15 protein-coding genes and 1 riboswitch are annotated in these 15,466 nt (G+C 38.8%); of the genes, 2 read left to right on the forward strand and 13 right to left on the reverse strand.

What is annotated here, in order from left to right:
• Nucleotides 1–25: 25 nt before the first annotated feature.
• The 3 genes from manA to D8854_RS09000 form a co-directional block, all read right to left on the reverse strand.
• Complete coding sequence (gene manA / locus D8854_RS08985; protein WP_001294270.1) at nucleotides 26–970, reverse strand: mannose-6-phosphate isomerase, class I; 945 nt, start codon at nucleotides 968–970, stop codon at nucleotides 26–28.
• Nucleotides 971–1,325: 355 nt separating this feature from the next.
• Entirely contained in the window at nucleotides 1,326–3,947 is a 2,622-nt protein-coding gene (locus D8854_RS08995) for a TrlF family AAA-like ATPase (protein WP_001079331.1), read from the reverse strand.
• Between the two features lie 479 nt (nucleotides 3,948–4,426).
• Nucleotides 4,427–4,687: a SemiSWEET family transporter gene (locus D8854_RS09000; RefSeq protein WP_001291475.1), complete on the reverse strand. Its 261-nt coding sequence runs from the start codon at nucleotides 4,685–4,687 to the stop codon at nucleotides 4,427–4,429.
• Nucleotides 4,688–5,012: 325 nt separating this feature from the next.
• On the opposite strand from D8854_RS09000, the gene D8854_RS09005 reads away from it, so the two are divergent.
• A complete protein-coding gene (locus D8854_RS09005; RefSeq protein ID WP_000913393.1) occupies nucleotides 5,013–5,357 on the forward strand; it encodes a lipopolysaccharide assembly protein LapA domain-containing protein in 345 nt (114 codons plus the stop codon).
• 165 nt (nucleotides 5,358–5,522) lie between these two features.
• Here the strand turns inward: D8854_RS09005 and D8854_RS09010 are convergent, their stop codons facing one another.
• The 5 genes from D8854_RS09010 to D8854_RS09030 all read right to left on the reverse strand — a co-directional run bounded on the left by D8854_RS09010 (nucleotide 5,523) and on the right by D8854_RS09030 (nucleotide 10,947).
• Nucleotides 5,523–5,870 carry a VOC family protein gene (locus tag D8854_RS09010; RefSeq protein ID WP_001052638.1) on the reverse strand — a complete coding sequence of 116 codons (348 nt, stop codon included), beginning with the start codon at nucleotides 5,868–5,870 and terminating at the stop codon, nucleotides 5,523–5,525.
• A 58-nt stretch (nucleotides 5,871–5,928) separates the two neighbouring features.
• Complete coding sequence (gene spxB / locus D8854_RS09015; RefSeq protein WP_000191817.1) at nucleotides 5,929–7,704, reverse strand: pyruvate oxidase; 1,776 nt, start codon at nucleotides 7,702–7,704, stop codon at nucleotides 5,929–5,931.
• A gap of 212 nt (nucleotides 7,705–7,916) precedes the next feature.
• Nucleotides 7,917–10,160 (reverse strand): heavy metal translocating P-type ATPase, encoded by a 2,244-nt coding sequence (locus tag D8854_RS09020; protein ID WP_125450569.1) that lies wholly within the window; start codon nucleotides 10,158–10,160, stop codon nucleotides 7,917–7,919.
• Nucleotides 10,161–10,169: 9 nt separating this feature from the next.
• On the reverse strand, nucleotides 10,170–10,541 hold the full coding sequence (locus D8854_RS09025) for a cupredoxin domain-containing protein (protein ID WP_000935055.1): 372 nt from the start codon (nucleotides 10,539–10,541) through the stop codon (nucleotides 10,170–10,172).
• Nucleotides 10,542–10,551: 10 nt separating this feature from the next.
• Nucleotides 10,552–10,947: a CopY/TcrY family copper transport repressor gene (locus D8854_RS09030; RefSeq protein WP_125450570.1), complete on the reverse strand. Its 396-nt coding sequence runs from the start codon at nucleotides 10,945–10,947 to the stop codon at nucleotides 10,552–10,554.
• A 183-nt stretch (nucleotides 10,948–11,130) separates the two neighbouring features.
• Nucleotides 11,131–11,229: riboswitch (TPP riboswitch) on the forward strand.
• Between the two features lie 89 nt (nucleotides 11,230–11,318).
• On the opposite strand from D8854_RS09030, the gene thiD reads away from it, so the two are divergent.
• Entirely contained in the window at nucleotides 11,319–12,110 is a 792-nt protein-coding gene (thiD, locus tag D8854_RS09035; protein WP_125450571.1) for a bifunctional hydroxymethylpyrimidine kinase/phosphomethylpyrimidine kinase, read from the forward strand.
• Nucleotides 12,111–12,156: 46 nt separating this feature from the next.
• On the opposite strand, the gene thiE is transcribed toward thiD, so the two are convergent.
• The 5 genes from thiE to D8854_RS09060 are packed head-to-tail and all read right to left on the reverse strand — an operon-like array spanning nucleotide 12,157 to nucleotide 15,466.
• Nucleotides 12,157–12,789 carry a thiamine phosphate synthase gene (thiE, locus tag D8854_RS09040; RefSeq protein WP_125450572.1) on the reverse strand — a complete coding sequence of 211 codons (633 nt, stop codon included), beginning with the start codon at nucleotides 12,787–12,789 and terminating at the stop codon, nucleotides 12,157–12,159.
• Nucleotides 12,782–13,585, reverse strand: a complete 804-nt coding sequence (locus D8854_RS09045) for a hydroxyethylthiazole kinase (protein WP_125450573.1) — start codon at nucleotides 13,583–13,585, stop codon at nucleotides 12,782–12,784. Before D8854_RS09045 ends, thiE begins: the two co-directional genes overlap by 8 nt.
• A complete protein-coding gene (thiW, locus tag D8854_RS09050) occupies nucleotides 13,585–14,109 on the reverse strand; it encodes an energy coupling factor transporter S component ThiW (RefSeq protein ID WP_125450574.1) in 525 nt (174 codons plus the stop codon). The genes D8854_RS09045 and thiW overlap by 1 nt, the downstream gene beginning before the upstream one ends.
• A 3-nt stretch (nucleotides 14,110–14,112) precedes the next feature.
• Nucleotides 14,113–14,805, reverse strand: a complete 693-nt coding sequence (gene tenA, locus D8854_RS09055) for a thiaminase II (protein WP_125450575.1) — start codon at nucleotides 14,803–14,805, stop codon at nucleotides 14,113–14,115.
• Between the two features lie 10 nt (nucleotides 14,806–14,815).
• On the reverse strand, nucleotides 14,816–15,466 hold the full coding sequence (locus D8854_RS09060; protein ID WP_000598424.1) for an energy-coupling factor transporter transmembrane component T: 651 nt from the start codon (nucleotides 15,464–15,466) through the stop codon (nucleotides 14,816–14,818).

Consider the following 15,466-nt stretch of genomic DNA (forward strand, 5'->3'; position numbering starts at 1 on the left):
AGTAGTAAACTCAGGCCCTTTCTTTTTATGGATGGCTAACAATCAATTCCAAACCTTGCCCTTCCAAGGTCCAAGCTTCAACATCACTTGGTAGGATAAAGTGGCTGCCTTTTTGGATTGGATAGTTTTTCCCGTCAACAGTCAGGTGACCCTGACCAGCTAAGACACTAAACAAACTGTAGTCTGCTGTCTTTTTAAAGTCAACTTTTCCAGTGATTTCCCATTTGTAAACCGCAAAGAAATCATTGGATACAAGGAGAGTGGAACGCAAATCATCAGCTTTGACAGTTACTGGACGGCTATTAGCAGGCTCACCAATGTTCAAAACATCGATGGATTTTTCAAGGTGAAGTTCACGCAAGTTGCCCTTGTCATCCTTACGGTCAAAGTCATAGACACGGTAGGTGGTATCGCTAGACTGCTGGGTTTCAAGAATCAAGATACCCGCCCCAATAGCGTGCATGGTACCACTTGGTACATAGAAGAAATCTCCAGCTTTAACTGGTACTTTTGTCAGCAAGGCATCCCAGTTCTTGTCCTCAATTTGCTGGCGGAGTTCTTCTTTTGATTTGGCATTGTGACCGTAGATAATCTCTGAACCTTCGTCTGCTGCGATGATGTACCAGCACTCTGTTTTTCCGAGCTCGCCTTCATGTTCTAGTCCATAGGCATCGTCTGGGTGAACTTGGACACTGAGCCAGTCGTTGGCATCCAGAATCTTGGTCAAGAGTGGAAATACAGGTTCTGGACGGTTGCCAAACAATTCACGGTGTTCTGCATACAAAGTAGCTAGGTCTGTTCCCTCGTAGTGCCCATTAGCGACCTTTGAAACTCCATTTGGGTGGGCTGAAATAGCCCAGTATTCTCCGATTTTTTCACTAGGAATGTCGTAACCAAACTCATCACGTAGTTTAGTCCCACCCCAGATTTTTTCTTGCATTACAGAATTTAAAAATAACGGTTCTGACATCTTGATCTCCTGTCTGATTTTTCTCCCCTCATTATAGCAAAAAAAGAGTTCGAATTGAACTCTTTTTACTATCTAATAAAGTAGGGAGAAGATTTTATAAAAATAGTAACGATATGGTTTTCATACTTTTGATAAATCTAAAAGAAGCTATTCTTTCATAAGATTTGGAAGAACGAACATGATGAAAAAAGCTAACATAATCATCACGAAAACAAGCAAGTAGACAAAACACATAGACAGCCATACATAACGATCAGGTTTTAATGGTCTTTCGACGAAAGATTGTTTCGGTTTTTTAGGGTCATATATCAATAGTTTTAAGATATCATTAATCAAAACTCAAACTTTCTTATTTCTATTCTTGAATTACCTTTGGAGAATTTAGATTATCTATTTTAATACCATATTTATCTTCTCGTCTCTTAAATGCTTCAATCCCCCCTTCTAAAATTTCACAAACATGTTCTTTTATACATTTTTTGTTTAAAATAAAATTACTGTCAGGTTCTTTTATCTGATTCTCTAAAGCTCCATTTTTATAAGCAAAAACTTTGTTATGGGGATTAGGATTATTTTCTGAATGTTGATTTGCTACAATAACATTTTCACAATCACCTGATACGACGATATTAGGATTATGTGTGACAATAATAATTTGCCTTTTTAATTTTCTCTGCTTAATATATGCTGTCAACTCATGGTAAATAGCTCTATTATCTAAACTATCCTCTGGCTGGTCAATCAATACAGGAACCCGACTATTAGAAAAATCTAAAATCAGTTTTAATACAACGAAAGCCTTTTTACCTGGTGACATCTGTTCAAACTTATCATTCTGATATTCAATATCAAATTTATAAGAGTAAAAATCAGTAGTGAAAAACTTTTCGATATGGTCTAATGTGGTTTTGTTTCCATTAAATTTTAAAGAATTATCCTCAAATATAGTATCAATCATTGAATCAAACTCAAAATTTAATTTCTCAATAAATTCTGCTTTTGAACGTCCTTGAGCATTAATGTAGTCAAACTCTAGCTCCAAATCCTTGAGGTAAAAATCTACAGTAATTTTTAAATCACTTTCAGATATATCGAACGAAGTAAGTAATTCTTTTCGAATTTTTGAATACTCTCTATACTGATTAATAATATTTTGTTTTAATTGATCGTTTTCAGTTTTAAGGTTGGATATCTCTTGTTCGTAACTTTCAATTTTTTTCAATATGGTAGTTTCTTGCTTTATGTTCTCTTCTATAAATGACAACTCATTATTATCTTGTAAGTAAGATAAAAACTTTTTAAAATCTGGTGTATCTCTAATTAAACCAATTTTATTCTTAGTTTCATAAATTTGATCATCTAATCTCTGCTTAAGAATATTAATTTTGTCTTCAAATGTTTGTTGTACTTTTTGATTAATATCCTCAACAGCACTATTAATTATATCTCTTATTTCGTCACTATGTTCAAGTGCAGAATTAGATTTGGAATATGCTGCAATATTAGGAATAAATAAATTATCAATAAATACAAAATCTTTTTCAAGCCGATTTATTTCACCTTGTAACTTCTTAATAGTAGAGTTATCTATCTCAAATTTTTTCTTCTCTTCATCATCAATATCTACTGCGGATAACAATTCATCTCGTTTTTTATGAAGTTCAATAATCCTTTTGTTAGTAGCTTTTTTATCAAATTCTGGTTTTACGAGATTTTGTTGACGTTGAAGATTTTCTTTAAATTCATTTAAAAGTCCCTTAATTGCGATATCTATTTTATTATGACTTTGTTGATAACTTTTAATATTTTCATCCAATCCTTTAGATTGAATAATTTCATTAACAAGAAAATTTAACTTTTCAGTATTATTCGCTAGTTGAATCATATGTTCTTGAGGTAGGTATTGTATTTTTCTAGTATCATCCTCTTCCCTATCTTTCCAGAACACATGAAAGTTTTCCATATCTTTATACGTATATTTATTTTTAGATTCACTATCATTAAGTTTATAGGCAATTGAATTTAATAAGGTGGATTTTCCAGTTGATCTACCACCAATAATCGTATTTAAATTATCTGATAAAAGTATGGTATCTCCATCATATTCAATTCTATCAATAATTAGCTCATTATCAGTTCGAACTGGTTTTCCTATTCCTACACATATCCGATGTTCTGGCTCAAAGATTATTTGCTTCAAACCTTCAAAAGTCAAATCTGCTTTAATCCAACTATACTTCGTTCCAATCCCTTCTAAAGAGTGCGAATCAGAAGATTGTAAAAGAGGTCTAACATAATCAGATTTATGCAACCAATATTCTCGGTCAGATATTATATTCATATGTTTGCATTTGGGGTCTTGGCAAGTCGAAGAATCATTACAACTAGAATGAATAATAAAATCTGAATTCACACAAATCTGTTCATAAACAGCCTTATTTTTGGAATCAGAATCACTAGTAGCACTACCATGCCCTCTCGAGAGAAATCCTTTTAAATAGTTTCCATTTAATTCTGTATTCCGTTCTAATATTTGATTTAAACTTTTGAAATCAACATGAGCAGAAGACTCAATCTCTTTATTACTTAATCTATTGAATGCTTTCTCAGTTGCACCAATATTTGCCTTTAATTCCCCTAATAAATTCTTAATAATACCATCATCTAATGTATTATCAAAAATGATGTGATAATCAAATAACTGGTCAGATTTATTTATATTAGATAATCTCACTTCTAAATTAAGAAAAGTTACAATACCGTTCTCTTCAAGTCTTGTTTTTAAATTAAAATCGTCATCGGTAAAATTAAAGTAATTAGTTAAACCAATTGCTGAAATATCCTCATCCTTAATTTTTTGAATAAAACTTTCAATATCTGGACTTCCATCTTCAAATTTACTAAATTGATTATTTAACACTGTATATGGTGAATGTATATGCAAATCCCATTTTCTAAATTCAGAACCTCTATTCATTTAAACTATCCTTTCATATGCTAAAGCTATTGACTGTATTATAAAGTAACTAAGACTGTTTTGAAAAAACATTACCTTTATTATATTATAACATAATAAAAATAAAACTTACTCTTAATTCGTCATAGTTTTTTTGAAATTTTAACAGAATTTTAAACTTTTATGGAATACTTAAATTTAGAACGAAGAATGAAAAATGTTTTACAAAAGTAAAAGAAGCGAAATGGATTTTTTATATCACAATAACCATAATATGCTTCAATGCAAGAGAATGTTGTTATACAAAATACTTAATGCCATTGAAACAAAAGAAATTCTTACTAAGAAATATAATTATATTGTAGAAAAATTTATGACCAAAAATTTTATGTATTTATCTAATCCACTAAAAATTTAAAAAGGATGCAATATGTACTGCCCCCAAAAAGTTGGACAGAAAAAATCTAACTTTTGGGGTGCAGTTCAAACCAGTCTTCTTTTTAAATCAAAGCTGTGATAGCCGTTACCAGACCAAAAATAATACCTGGCGCATTAGCAGCCGCGAGGGGAATATCTCTTTCTTTCTTGAAAAGACCGTAATAAACCCATAGGCTACAGTTGATGGCTGCGACTAAGGGTTGGATGAAGTTTCCTTTTTGACCAGCCAGGTTGTTCATGATTTGTGGGAAGTAAGACACATACATCATAACAGACATGAAGGTCGCTACCCAACCCAAAACTTTCATTTGTTTTTCAGACATTTTCAAAACCTCTTTCATTTTTATGAATCATATTTTATAATCTTTTTTCAAAACAATCAAGTCTTTAAAACTTTTGTTATAAAGATATAAACTATCACAATCTTGTTATAAGAAAGAGGGAACAGAAAAAAGACCGAATTGCTCCGTTCTGTTTACTCAATCAAATATTAGAAAATGAATACTCCTTTTCAATGAATCGATTGATTGATGGTAAATAAGCCGTTAGAAATTATTGACAGTATCGAAATTTTCTAGTAAAATGAATTTTGTTAATACCTAAATGGTGTGTAGTTTTCTATCAACATAGTCAGGAGAAAAGGAACTTATGCTAAAAAAATTTAATGAATTGTCACTGAAAGATAAGGCTTATCTAATTGGCGGTTTGAGCTTATTAGTCATTGTGATCTCATTTGGTCTACTCAATCGTCAAACAGTAACTGTCAGTCTTGTCTTTACACAACTATCTGCTCCCTTGATTTTGGTGATTTTTACTTGTCTAGTAATCGGGATCATTGCTGGTAGTGCTATTGGTATTAGCTATCACCATAACAAGACTCAAGATCTGAGAAGCCGCATTGCTGAAGCAGAAGCGACTATCAATATAAAAGACAGGGAGCTTGTCCAGTACGAGGAACAGGTGCAACAATTAAAACAGGAAGCCAAACAATAAGTGTAGAAATCATAACCACCCGTGAAAACGGGTGGTTTTTTGTCTCGCACCTAACGGAGCGAGACGGACTGAAAGTCGCATAAATACAAAAAAGATCGAATTGCTCCGATCTTTTTAAGTTTCACTCCAAGAATGTTTAGATAAAAAATTTGATAATAGAATTACCTACTTCATACGATAAAAATCAATCACTAGACCAGCAGGCCCTTTAACTAATAAGGACTCTGTTCCCCAATCGGTTACAGTTGGTCCGTTTAAAACCTGGATACCAAGTTCTTTCAACCGTTGGTAATTCTGGTCTACATCCTCAACCTCGATATGAAGAATGATTCCTGACTGAAAATCTTCCAAAGGAATCAAATGATTTTGGGACAACATCAGACAGTGACTGCCAATCGTAAACTGAGCAAAACTGTCATCAACATAATCGGGCTTTTTATCCAAAATACGCTCCAAGTCAGCACAGACTTGGGGAACATCTGAAACGATAATATCTAATTGATTTAAATTCATTTACTATCCTCCAGAAAAAGACCGGATTGCTCCGATCTTTTTAAGTTCCACGAAGGAATTATTTAATTGCGCGTGATTGCAATCCTTCTTCTTCCAAGAAGAGGCGGAATGGTACGAGTTCTTCTGCTTCGTATTTTTCCTTGAAGTCTTTGATTGCTTCTTCTGAGTGAAGTTTTGGATCCAATTCAAGTACTTCTACTGGAAGTGGACGGTGTGGAGTGATGCGAGCATCGATCACAACAGTTTTACCTTCTTTGTTGAGTTTAACAGCTTCTGCAACAACTGCATCGATGTCTTCGATACGGTCAACTGTAAATCCTACAGCACCTTGAGCTTCAGCGATTTTCGCATAGTCAGCATTAGGGAAGTCACAACCAAACAAGTGTTTGTTTGTGTCTTCGTATTTGTCCTTGATGAAGGCATATTTACCATTTGAGAAGACAACATTGATAACTGGAAGGTCGTATTGAACGTTTGTGATAACGTCTGGGTAGCACATGTTGAATGCACCGTCACCCATGATGTTCCATACTTGGCGATCTGGATTGTCTTTCTTAGCAGCGATACCACCAGGAAGGGAAATACCCATTGTCGCAAAGAGTGGAGATGTACGCCACATGTTCTTAGGTGTCATGTGAAGGTGACGAGTAGATGTTTGAGTAGTGTCACCTACGTCGATTGAGTAGATAGCGTCTTGGTCAGCATGTTTGTTGATTGCATTGTAAACTTGATACAATTGCAATTCACCCTCGGTTTTACCTTCGAGTTTGTTCATGTAATCACGCCAGTTTTGGTTGTTCTTCACGTTTGCACGCCACCATGGAGTAGACTCAACTGGGTTTACTTTATCAAGGATAGCTTTCGCTGCTTGACCTGCGTCACCAAGGATAGAAGCGTCAAGGGCATGACGTTTACCAAGTTTGTAAGGGTCGATATCGACTTGGATGAATTTTTCAGTGTTCTTGAAGGCTTCGTAAACTTCAGCAAATGGGAAGTTTGAACCAAGGAAAAGAACTGTGTCTGCTTCAAAGACCACTTCGTTGGCTGGTTTCCAACCAACACGGTAAGCAGAACCTGTCAAACCTTCGTAGTTCCATTCAAAGGCTTCAAAGTTTTTACCAGTTGTGATGATTGGTGCTTTGATTTTACGTGACAATTCAGTAATCACTTCACCTGCTTTAACACCACCGTAACCAGCGTAGATAACTGGACGTTCAGCATTGTTCAAGATTTCAACAGCTTTGTCGATTTCAACTTCGTTCAATGCAGGAGCGATGAATGAACGCTCGTATGAACCTGAACCGTAGTATGAGTTTTCGTCGATTTCTTGGAAACCGAAGTTTACTGGAATTTCAACAACAGCTGGACCTTTTTTAGAAACTGCAGCACGGCAAGCTTCGTCGATTACTTTTGGCAATTGCTCAGCGTAAGCGACACGTTTGTTGTAAACAGCGATACCGTTGTACATTGGGTTTTGGTTCAATTCTTGGAAGGCATCCATGTTGAGTTCGTTAACTGGACGTGATCCAAGGATAGCAAGGAATGGAGTGTTATCCATAGCTGCATCGTAAACACCGTTAATCAAGTGAGTCGCACCTGGACCACCTGAACCGACTGCAACCCCGATTGAGCCGCCGAATTTAGCTTGCATCACCGCTGCAAGAGCACCTGTTTCTTCGTGGCGAACTTGCAAGAAGCGGATATCTTTGTCTTCAGCCAAAGCGTCCATCAATGAGCTGAGTGTTCCTGATGGGATACCGTAGATTGTGTCTACACCCCATGTTTTCAATACGTTGAGCATTGCTGCAGATGCAGTAATTTTCCCTTGAGTCATAATGATAACTCTCCTTCAAATATTTTTAAAATTTGATTCATCCGTTTTCATATACTAATTGGAAACGTTTCAGCAAATTTTTACTCTACTACTTTACCACATTTGTTTTGGGTCTCCTAAGAATGTGCTCAGAAGTTTTGATTCTCTATTACAGTACAGTTTGAAAACGTTTTTCAGAACTGTTTTATAATAAAAAGCGAGCAAGCTCGCTTTTAGTCTATTTTACTAAAGTTTAGTAAGAGTGAACTAGTCAGAACAGATACAGAACTAAAGGCCATGGCTAGACCAGCCAGTTCTGGATTGAGAACGAGACCAATTCCTGAAAAGACTCCTGCTGCAATCGGAATGCCGGCGACATTGTAGATAAAGGCCCAGAAGAGGTTGAGCAGAATTCGATTAAAGGTTTTCTTACTCATGTCAAAGGCACGAACCACTCCTAGAAGGTTATTAGTTGTCAACACCAAATCTGCTGACTCGATGGCAATATCTGTTCCAGCTCCCATAGCAATCCCGACATCCGCTACACTGAGGGCAGGAGCGTCATTGATACCATCACCAACAAAGGCTACTTTTCCAGCTGATTGTAGTTTATGGATTTCATGGGCTTTTTCTTCTGGCAAGACACCTGCAATGACCTCTTCGATTCCGATCTGATCGGCAATAGCACGCGCCACGCCAGCATTATCCCCTGTCAGCATGACTGTTTTAAGTCCACGTTTTTTCAGCTGACTGATGGCTAACTTGGCATTTTCCTTGGGAATATCTTGCAGGGCAAGCAAGCCTTTGATTTCATTGTCAACAGCCAAGTAGACAACTGTCTTAGCTTCTTTTTCTAGTTCTTCTAGTTTTTCTTGATAAGTGCTAGAAATGTTCATGCCATCCAGCATTTTAGCATTTCCAAGCAGAACTTGTTTTCCATTGATTTGCCCTGAAACACCTTTTCCGTGCAAGGCTTGGAAATTTTCAACAGTTTGAAACTCAAGTCCAGCTTCACTCGCTCTCTTGACAATAGCCTCAGCCAGTGGGTGTTGAGAAGCTTCTTCCAAGGAGGCCGCCAATCCAAGCACCTCTGCCTCGTCGCCAATGATATCTGTCACCACAGGTTTCCCTTCCGTCAAAGTCCCTGTCTTATCAAAGACAATAGTTTGGACTTTCTGGATTTCCTGTAAGACAGTTCCATTTTTGAGGAGAACCCCCATTTTAGCGCTGCGTCCTGTTCCTACCATCAGTGCTGTCGGTGTTGCAAGTCCCAATGCACAAGGGCAGGCAATAATCAGAACTGCTACTCCATAGAGAAGCGAAGACACAAAGCTCGCTCCAAGCACAACTACACTATCCCTGAGCAAGACGAACCAAACCCAAAAGGTCACAATCCCTAAAATGACAACTGCTGGGACAAAAATCCCTGAAATTTTATCCGTCAAGTCCTGAATCGGCGCACGACTTGTCTGAGCTTTCTTCACAAAATCCACAATCTGAGCCAAAACAGTCTCTGAACCAACTTTTTCTGCTCTAAAAACAAGTGTTCCACTATTATTGATGGTTGAACCAATGACGGTATCTCCAACTGTCTTGTCCACAGGCAGACTCTCACCTGTCACCATAGACTCATCAATACTAGAGACACCTTCCACTACGATACCATCAACCGCAATCTTTTCACCGGGACGCACTCGAATCAGGTCACCTACCTTGACTTGCTCCAAGGGGACTTGAACATAGTTATCCTCACGCAAGACTTCTGCAGTTTTAGCCTGCAAATCCAGTAATTTCTCCACAGCTTGGGAAGTATTTTTCCGCATTTTCTCCTCAAAAACGGCTCCCATAAGAACGAAGAAGAAGATAAATGCAGCACTTTCAAAGTAAACGGGGAGACCAGCGAAGAGGGCAACTAAGCTATAGAAATAGGCCACTAGGGTTCCCAGAGCAACCAAGGTATCCATGTTGGCATTGTGCTTTTTAAAACTAGCCCAAGCACTTTGGATATAAGGACCACCTGCTACTAGCATAATCGGTGTTGTGGCTAAAAAGGTTCCCCAACGCATGACTTGGTGACTAATTCCTCCTGTCGACATACCAATCATGAGAATCACAAGAGGCACAGTAAAGATACTAGTAATCCAAAAACGCTGTAAAAGTGATAGAGATTTTCGAGTCTTCTCAACTACGGTATAGCTTCCTTTTTGCATCTTCATACCACAAGAAAATTCATGTTGACCTAATTCTTGAGGTGTAAAACGAATGACTTTCTCCTCATCTACGCCGATTGGTTCCAAAATGCCTTCTTCTTCAAACAGAATTTCCTTGTAACAGTTTGAAGGAGTTGCTCGATGAAAGGTAATCTCAGCTGGAATCCCTTTTTGAAGCTGGATATGGGCTGGATGATAGCCTTTGTCTGCCGTGATACGGATTTTTTGAATGCCATTTTCTAGGCTTGCTTTTACAATTTCAGTCATATCATTCTCCTATTCTACAATCATCTTGCCGTGCATCATATTCATGCCACAAGAGAAACCATACTCTCCAGCCTGTTCAGGTGTGATTTCCACTACATACTCTTCACCCATAGGCAAGTCCGCATGCACTCCAAAATCTGGGAAAACAATCTGATCTAGGCAGGGTGAAGGGTCCTTACGGTCAAAGACGATACGGGCTGGCACTGATTTCTTAAGAATAATCAACTCAGGCGTATAGCCCCCCATGACTTCCACTCGGATCTCTTGGTAACCCTTTTTTTGCTGGGCCTTTTGTCCAGATTTTTCAGGCTTTTTGAAAAACCAAAACAAGATAAACGCGATAAGGGCAATACAAATAATGGTTACAATACTATTTAACATGACGTCTCCTTTACATACAATTACATCTTACTTCTGTTACAGCGCTTGATTTCTTCTTAGAAATCACTTCTTCCAATTCTTCCAAGTCAGCCTGAGTGAAATCACATTCCACAATCAAATCAGCCAACAAGTTCTTAATCCTACGGGAACAAACCTTGTCTTTAATATCTTTAATAAGCAAATCCCGACTTTGGTCCAAAGTTAAAAGGGCTGAATAGACAAAGGACTTGCCTTCTTTTTTCCTTGTCAGACACTCTTTCTCAACCAAACGAGCCAAAAGAGTTTGAATGGTTGACTTGGACCAGTCGAACCGCTCCGCCAAAACCTTGATCAAATCCGTACTAGTCTGCTCCCCCTGCATCCAAATGATCTTCATAACCTGCCATTCTGCATCTGAAATCTGCATAATCACACCTCCTAAATCTACATTTGTCGATTACAGTTATTAGTATACTCCGAAAATCTACATTTGTCAACTATAATTTTTATTATTTTTTCGAAAAATAGAATTCTAATCATGTAACGAGAGATTTGCAGTCAAATTTTACTATATAAACTATAAAAATATGCTATACTGTAGAAAAAAGAAAACAACCACTAGGGGTGCGTAAAGCTGAGATTAACGACTGTTAGATCCCTTTGACTCAATCTAGGTAATGCTAGCTGATGGAAGTGGAAGTGGAAATGATAATGAGGACTACTTGTCTTCTATTGCTTTCCTGAAACAGACTAGCTTGTTCTTAAGAATGCAAACTTCAGTTGGTTGGGAGGTTTTAGATGACTTATTTACCCGTTGCTCTAACCATTGCAGGAACTGACCCTAGTGGCGGTGCTGGCATTATGGCTGACTTAAAGTCGTTCCAAGCGAGAGATGTCTATGGAATGGCCGTTGTGACAAGTCTTGTCGCTCAAAATACCAGAGGCGTTCAATTAATTGAACACGTCTCCAACCAAATGCTGGAAGCACAATTGGAGAGTGTCTTTTCGGATATCAAGCCCCAGGCTGTAAAAACTGGTATGTTGGCAACTACTGAGATCATGGAGATCATCCAACCCTATCTTAAAAAACTGGACTGCCCCTACGTGCTGGACCCTGTTATGGTCGCAACAAGCGGTGATACCCTGATAGATACTAGTGCGAGAAGCTACCTAAAAACAAACCTGCTTCCTCTTGCAACCATTATCACCCCCAATCTTCCTGAGGCAGAAGAAATTGTTGGTTTCTCAATTCATAATCCAGAAGACATGCAACGTGCCGGTCGCCTGATTATAAGAGAATTTGGTCCTCAGTCTGTAGTTATCAAAGGTGGTCATCTCGAAGGCGGTGCCAAGGATTTCCTCTTTACCAAGGAGGAGCAATTTGTCTGGGAAAGTCCTCGAATTCAAACCTGTCACACCCATGGTACTGGATGTACCTTTGCTGCAGTGATTACGGCTGAACTAGCCAAGGGGAAAACCCTTTATCAGGCAGTTGATAAGGCCAAGGCCTTTATCACAAAAGCTATTCAAGACGCCCCTCAACTCGGTCACGGTTCTGGACCAGTCAACCATACAAGCTTTAAAGATTAAGAAAAACTCTCTAGTTCCCAGTTTAAGGAAACTAGAGAGTTTTTGATTAGGAAACAATGTCATCTAGCTTTGTTAAAAAGGCATGCGCTTTTGCTTCAATATCTTCTGCCTGAATCAGATCACGTACTACAGCTACTCCAGCTATACCCGTGCCGATAAGTTGGTCAATATTCTCTGATGTCAGGCCTCCGATAGCAACTACTGGAATGGCGACCGTTTGGCAAATTGTTTTCAAGGTTGAAATCAGGGTGATGGGTGCATTTTCTTTGGTCGTAGTTGGGAAAATGGCTCCAGTTCCCAAGTAATCCGCACCCGATGTTTCTGCTTCGAGAGCTCTTTTAACCGTTTTAGCAGTGACACCGAGGATTTTTTCAGGACCCAAGACTTTGCGGGCAACCGAAACTGGTAGTTCATCGTCGCCGATATGCAGACCTGCTGCATCGACTGCAAGACAGACATCCAACCGATCATCGATGATCAAGGGCACCTGGTAGGCATCTGTTATTTCCTTGACTTGTTTTGCCAGTTGATAGTATTGATTGGTGGTGAGATTTTTTTCTCGTAGTTGGATGATGGTAACACCTGAACGGCAGGCCGTCTCGACTTTTTCAAGAAATTTTTCCAAGGAATCTTGGTAGCGATTGGTTACTAGATACAGTCTAAGTGCTTCTCTATTCATAAAAGTCTCCTTTGATGGCTTTTAGCCAGTTTTCATCTCTTTTTAGGAGAGAGAGTTGATTGAGAACTTGGTAACGAAAATCTTCCAATCCCATTCCTTGAACAAGAATTCTCTCAGCAGCGATATTGAGATAAGAAACCGCTAAGCACGAAGCTTCAAAGGCGGTCTTTCCTTGGCTTAGAAAAACGGCTGTCAAGGCTCCAACCAAGTCTCCTGTCCCTGTTATCCAGTCCAATTTGTCACAGCCATTTCCCAATACAGCAACTTGATTCTCTGAAACGATGAGGTCCTTGGGTCCCGTGACTAAGAATGACATACCAGGATAAAGCTGACACCAGTCTTTCAAGACTTGAAGCAAATCCTCAGTTTCTTGATCTTTAGAACTAGCATCAACCCCAACTCCGTGGTGTTTTAAGCCAACAAGACTTCGGATTTCCGACATGTTTCCTTTAAGGACCGTGGGCTTGTATTCTAAAGGATCTCTAACTAAGGTCTTACGAATGGGAGATGTTGCTAGGCCAACCGCATCTACTACCATTGGGAGACAAGCTTGGTTTGCATAAGAAGCAGCCATGCGGATTGCTTTCTCCTTCTCAGCTGACAAATGCCCCAAATTGATGAAGAGGGCTTGACTTTGCTTAGTAAAATCAAGAACCTCACGGGGATCATCTGCCATAACGGGTTTGCATCCCAGAGCCAAAATGCCATTTGCCAGCATCTCACAAGAAATCTCATTGGTAATACAGTGAATCAAGGAACTGGTTGCTAGAGGGAAAGGATTTGTCAATTTCTGCATCAGTCTATCCTTTCACTGAAAAAATATCCTTGCACTTTTTTAAAGAATTCCTGCTTGATTAAAAATCGAAAGGCAAGAAAAGCTATGGCTGTACCGATCAAGGTTGCTCCGAAAAATCGAGGAGTGTAGATAAACCAACTGAGCTTGGCCGCAGATCCCGTAAAGAGAACCATAACAGGATAGGAAACAATAGAACCGATAACCCCTGTTCCCAAGATTTCTCCTAGGGCAGAATAGTGAAATTTCCGACCATACTTATAAAAGAGACCTGCAAGGAGGGCTCCAAAAGTAGCTCCTGTTAGGGCCAAAGGGGGAATGCCCTGAGTTGACATACGGATAAAGGCTGTCACTGTAGCCATGACCAAGGCATAAACAGGTCCCATCAAGATTCCTGCAAGAATGTTGACTACACTGGACATCGGTGCCATTCCCTCAATTCGAAAGATGGGTGTAAGAACTACGTCAAGGGCAATCATCATGGATAAAATGGTTAATTTGTGAACTTGAAGTTGGTGGTTTCTCATTTTCTATTGCTTCTCTTTTTCTAAGGACTGTAAATCACTCGTCCAGGTTTGATGTTGGTAAGCCATCTCCCAAAACTTGGCTTCCATGTGGACACTTCTGTGGAAGGCCTCTAGCATTTTTTGTTTGTCTGTCTCGTTGCTTTCGCGATAGAGCTGATTGACCAGGGCTTCTTCCTCTTTAATCTGCTGTTCTAACTCATCGGTGATATAGGTCTCAATCCACTGTTGATAAAGAGGATTCGGGGATGGTTTGCGATTAAGTGCCTTGCCCAAATCATGGTATAACCAAGGACATGGGAGCAAACTAGCAAAAGCAATGCCCAAGTTTGGCTCTGCAAACTGTCGATAAATATGAGAAATGTAATGATAACAGGTTGGAGCGATTGGATGTTGCTCCATTTCCTGATCGCTGATTTCCAATTCCTTGAAAAATTGTTGGCGGATAAACAACTCACCCTCCACTAGACTCTGAGCATTTTGTTTCAAGAGTCTTTTCATTTCCTCGTTTGAAGTCTTATCAGCCAAGAGGTGATAGGCTTCTGAAAAAGACTTCAGGTAATAAGCATCCTGAATTAAATAATAGCGGAAAATAGAAGGTTCTAAATTTCCCTCTTGTAATTGTAAAATAAAGGGATGATGAAAAGAAGCCTGCCAAGCTTCCTTGGATAATTCCATCGCAATATCTGTAAATTCCATAATAACTCCTTTATAGAAATAAACTGGTTTGAAGCAATAAAAAGAACAGCAGGTAGATTAATTTTGTTTTTTTAGAAATATAAAAAGTCCGATAGCGATTCTCCAACTGTGCATGCTCATCATATCCATGTGCAGACAAAGCTCTCAGGTAAAGATGGCGCCACCTAAAAACCGTCATCAGAACCTTACTGTAAATCAGGGGAGACCAAACATGCAGTTCTTGACCACGCAATAAGCAAGCTTCTTTGAGGGACTTGATCTCCTGCTGAATAAGGGGAAAGGAATTAAATACCACAATCAAGGCATAAGCCCAAGACCGTGATAACCCCTTTTGAGCTAAGTACAAAAGAAGCTCTTTTAGGGAAATAGAGGAAACAAAGACAAGACCGATACAAACCGTCACAAAAGCCCTCGTTCCAAGTATCACTGCCTGCGAAGCATCCCCATGTAACTGGACTGCCCAGTAGTTAGCAAAGGATGGCAAAATGGCGAGCACAAGCATCCAAGCCAACATTTTAAATCGACGGTGATAGAGCAAAAAGAGTATGCAAAATGCGACTACAGAAAGATTAAGAGCAATCGAAGGAATGAAGGATGTTTCCAAGGATAAAATTAGAAAGAAGAGGCTGATAACTGGTGTCTTGGTTGCTACTTTGATCAT

Source organism: Streptococcus mitis, assembly GCF_003943905.1.
Taxonomy (GTDB): Bacteria; Bacillota; Bacilli; order Lactobacillales; family Streptococcaceae; genus Streptococcus; species Streptococcus mitis_BC.

Excerpts from the sequence above, each read along its gene's own strand:
- D8854_RS09045 (WP_125450573.1), bottom strand. The coding sequence starts at position 13,585 with ATGCAGAAATTGACAAATCCTTTCCCTCTAGCAACCAGTTCCTTGATT.
- manA (WP_001294270.1), bottom strand. The coding sequence starts at position 970 with ATGTCAGAACCGTTATTTTTAAATTCTGTAATGCAAGAAAAAATCTGG.
- D8854_RS09005 (WP_000913393.1), top strand. The coding sequence starts at position 5,013 with ATGCTAAAAAAATTTAATGAATTGTCACTGAAAGATAAGGCTTATCTA.
- thiE (WP_125450572.1), bottom strand. The coding sequence starts at position 12,789 with ATGAATAGAGAAGCACTTAGACTGTATCTAGTAACCAATCGCTACCAA.
- D8854_RS09000 (WP_001291475.1), bottom strand. The coding sequence starts at position 4,687 with ATGTCTGAAAAACAAATGAAAGTTTTGGGTTGGGTAGCGACCTTCATG.
- D8854_RS09020 (WP_125450569.1), bottom strand. The coding sequence starts at position 10,160 with ATGACTGAAATTGTAAAAGCAAGCCTAGAAAATGGCATTCAAAAAATC.
- D8854_RS09010 (WP_001052638.1), bottom strand. The coding sequence starts at position 5,870 with ATGAATTTAAATCAATTAGATATTATCGTTTCAGATGTTCCCCAAGTC.
- thiW (WP_125450574.1), bottom strand. The coding sequence starts at position 14,109 with ATGAGAAACCACCAACTTCAAGTTCACAAATTAACCATTTTATCCATG.
- D8854_RS09025 (WP_000935055.1), bottom strand. The coding sequence starts at position 10,541 with ATGTTAAATAGTATTGTAACCATTATTTGTATTGCCCTTATCGCGTTT.
- thiD (WP_125450571.1), top strand. The coding sequence starts at position 11,319 with ATGACTTATTTACCCGTTGCTCTAACCATTGCAGGAACTGACCCTAGT.
- D8854_RS08995 (WP_001079331.1), bottom strand. The coding sequence starts at position 3,947 with ATGAATAGAGGTTCTGAATTTAGAAAATGGGATTTGCATATACATTCA.
- tenA (WP_125450575.1), bottom strand. The coding sequence starts at position 14,805 with ATGGAATTTACAGATATTGCGATGGAATTATCCAAGGAAGCTTGGCAG.
- D8854_RS09060 (WP_000598424.1), bottom strand. The coding sequence starts at position 15,466 with ATGATCAAAGTAGCAACCAAGACACCAGTTATCAGCCTCTTCTTTCTA.
- D8854_RS09030 (WP_125450570.1), bottom strand. The coding sequence starts at position 10,947 with ATGCAGATTTCAGATGCAGAATGGCAGGTTATGAAGATCATTTGGATG.
- spxB (WP_000191817.1), bottom strand. The coding sequence starts at position 7,704 with ATGACTCAAGGGAAAATTACTGCATCTGCAGCAATGCTCAACGTATTG.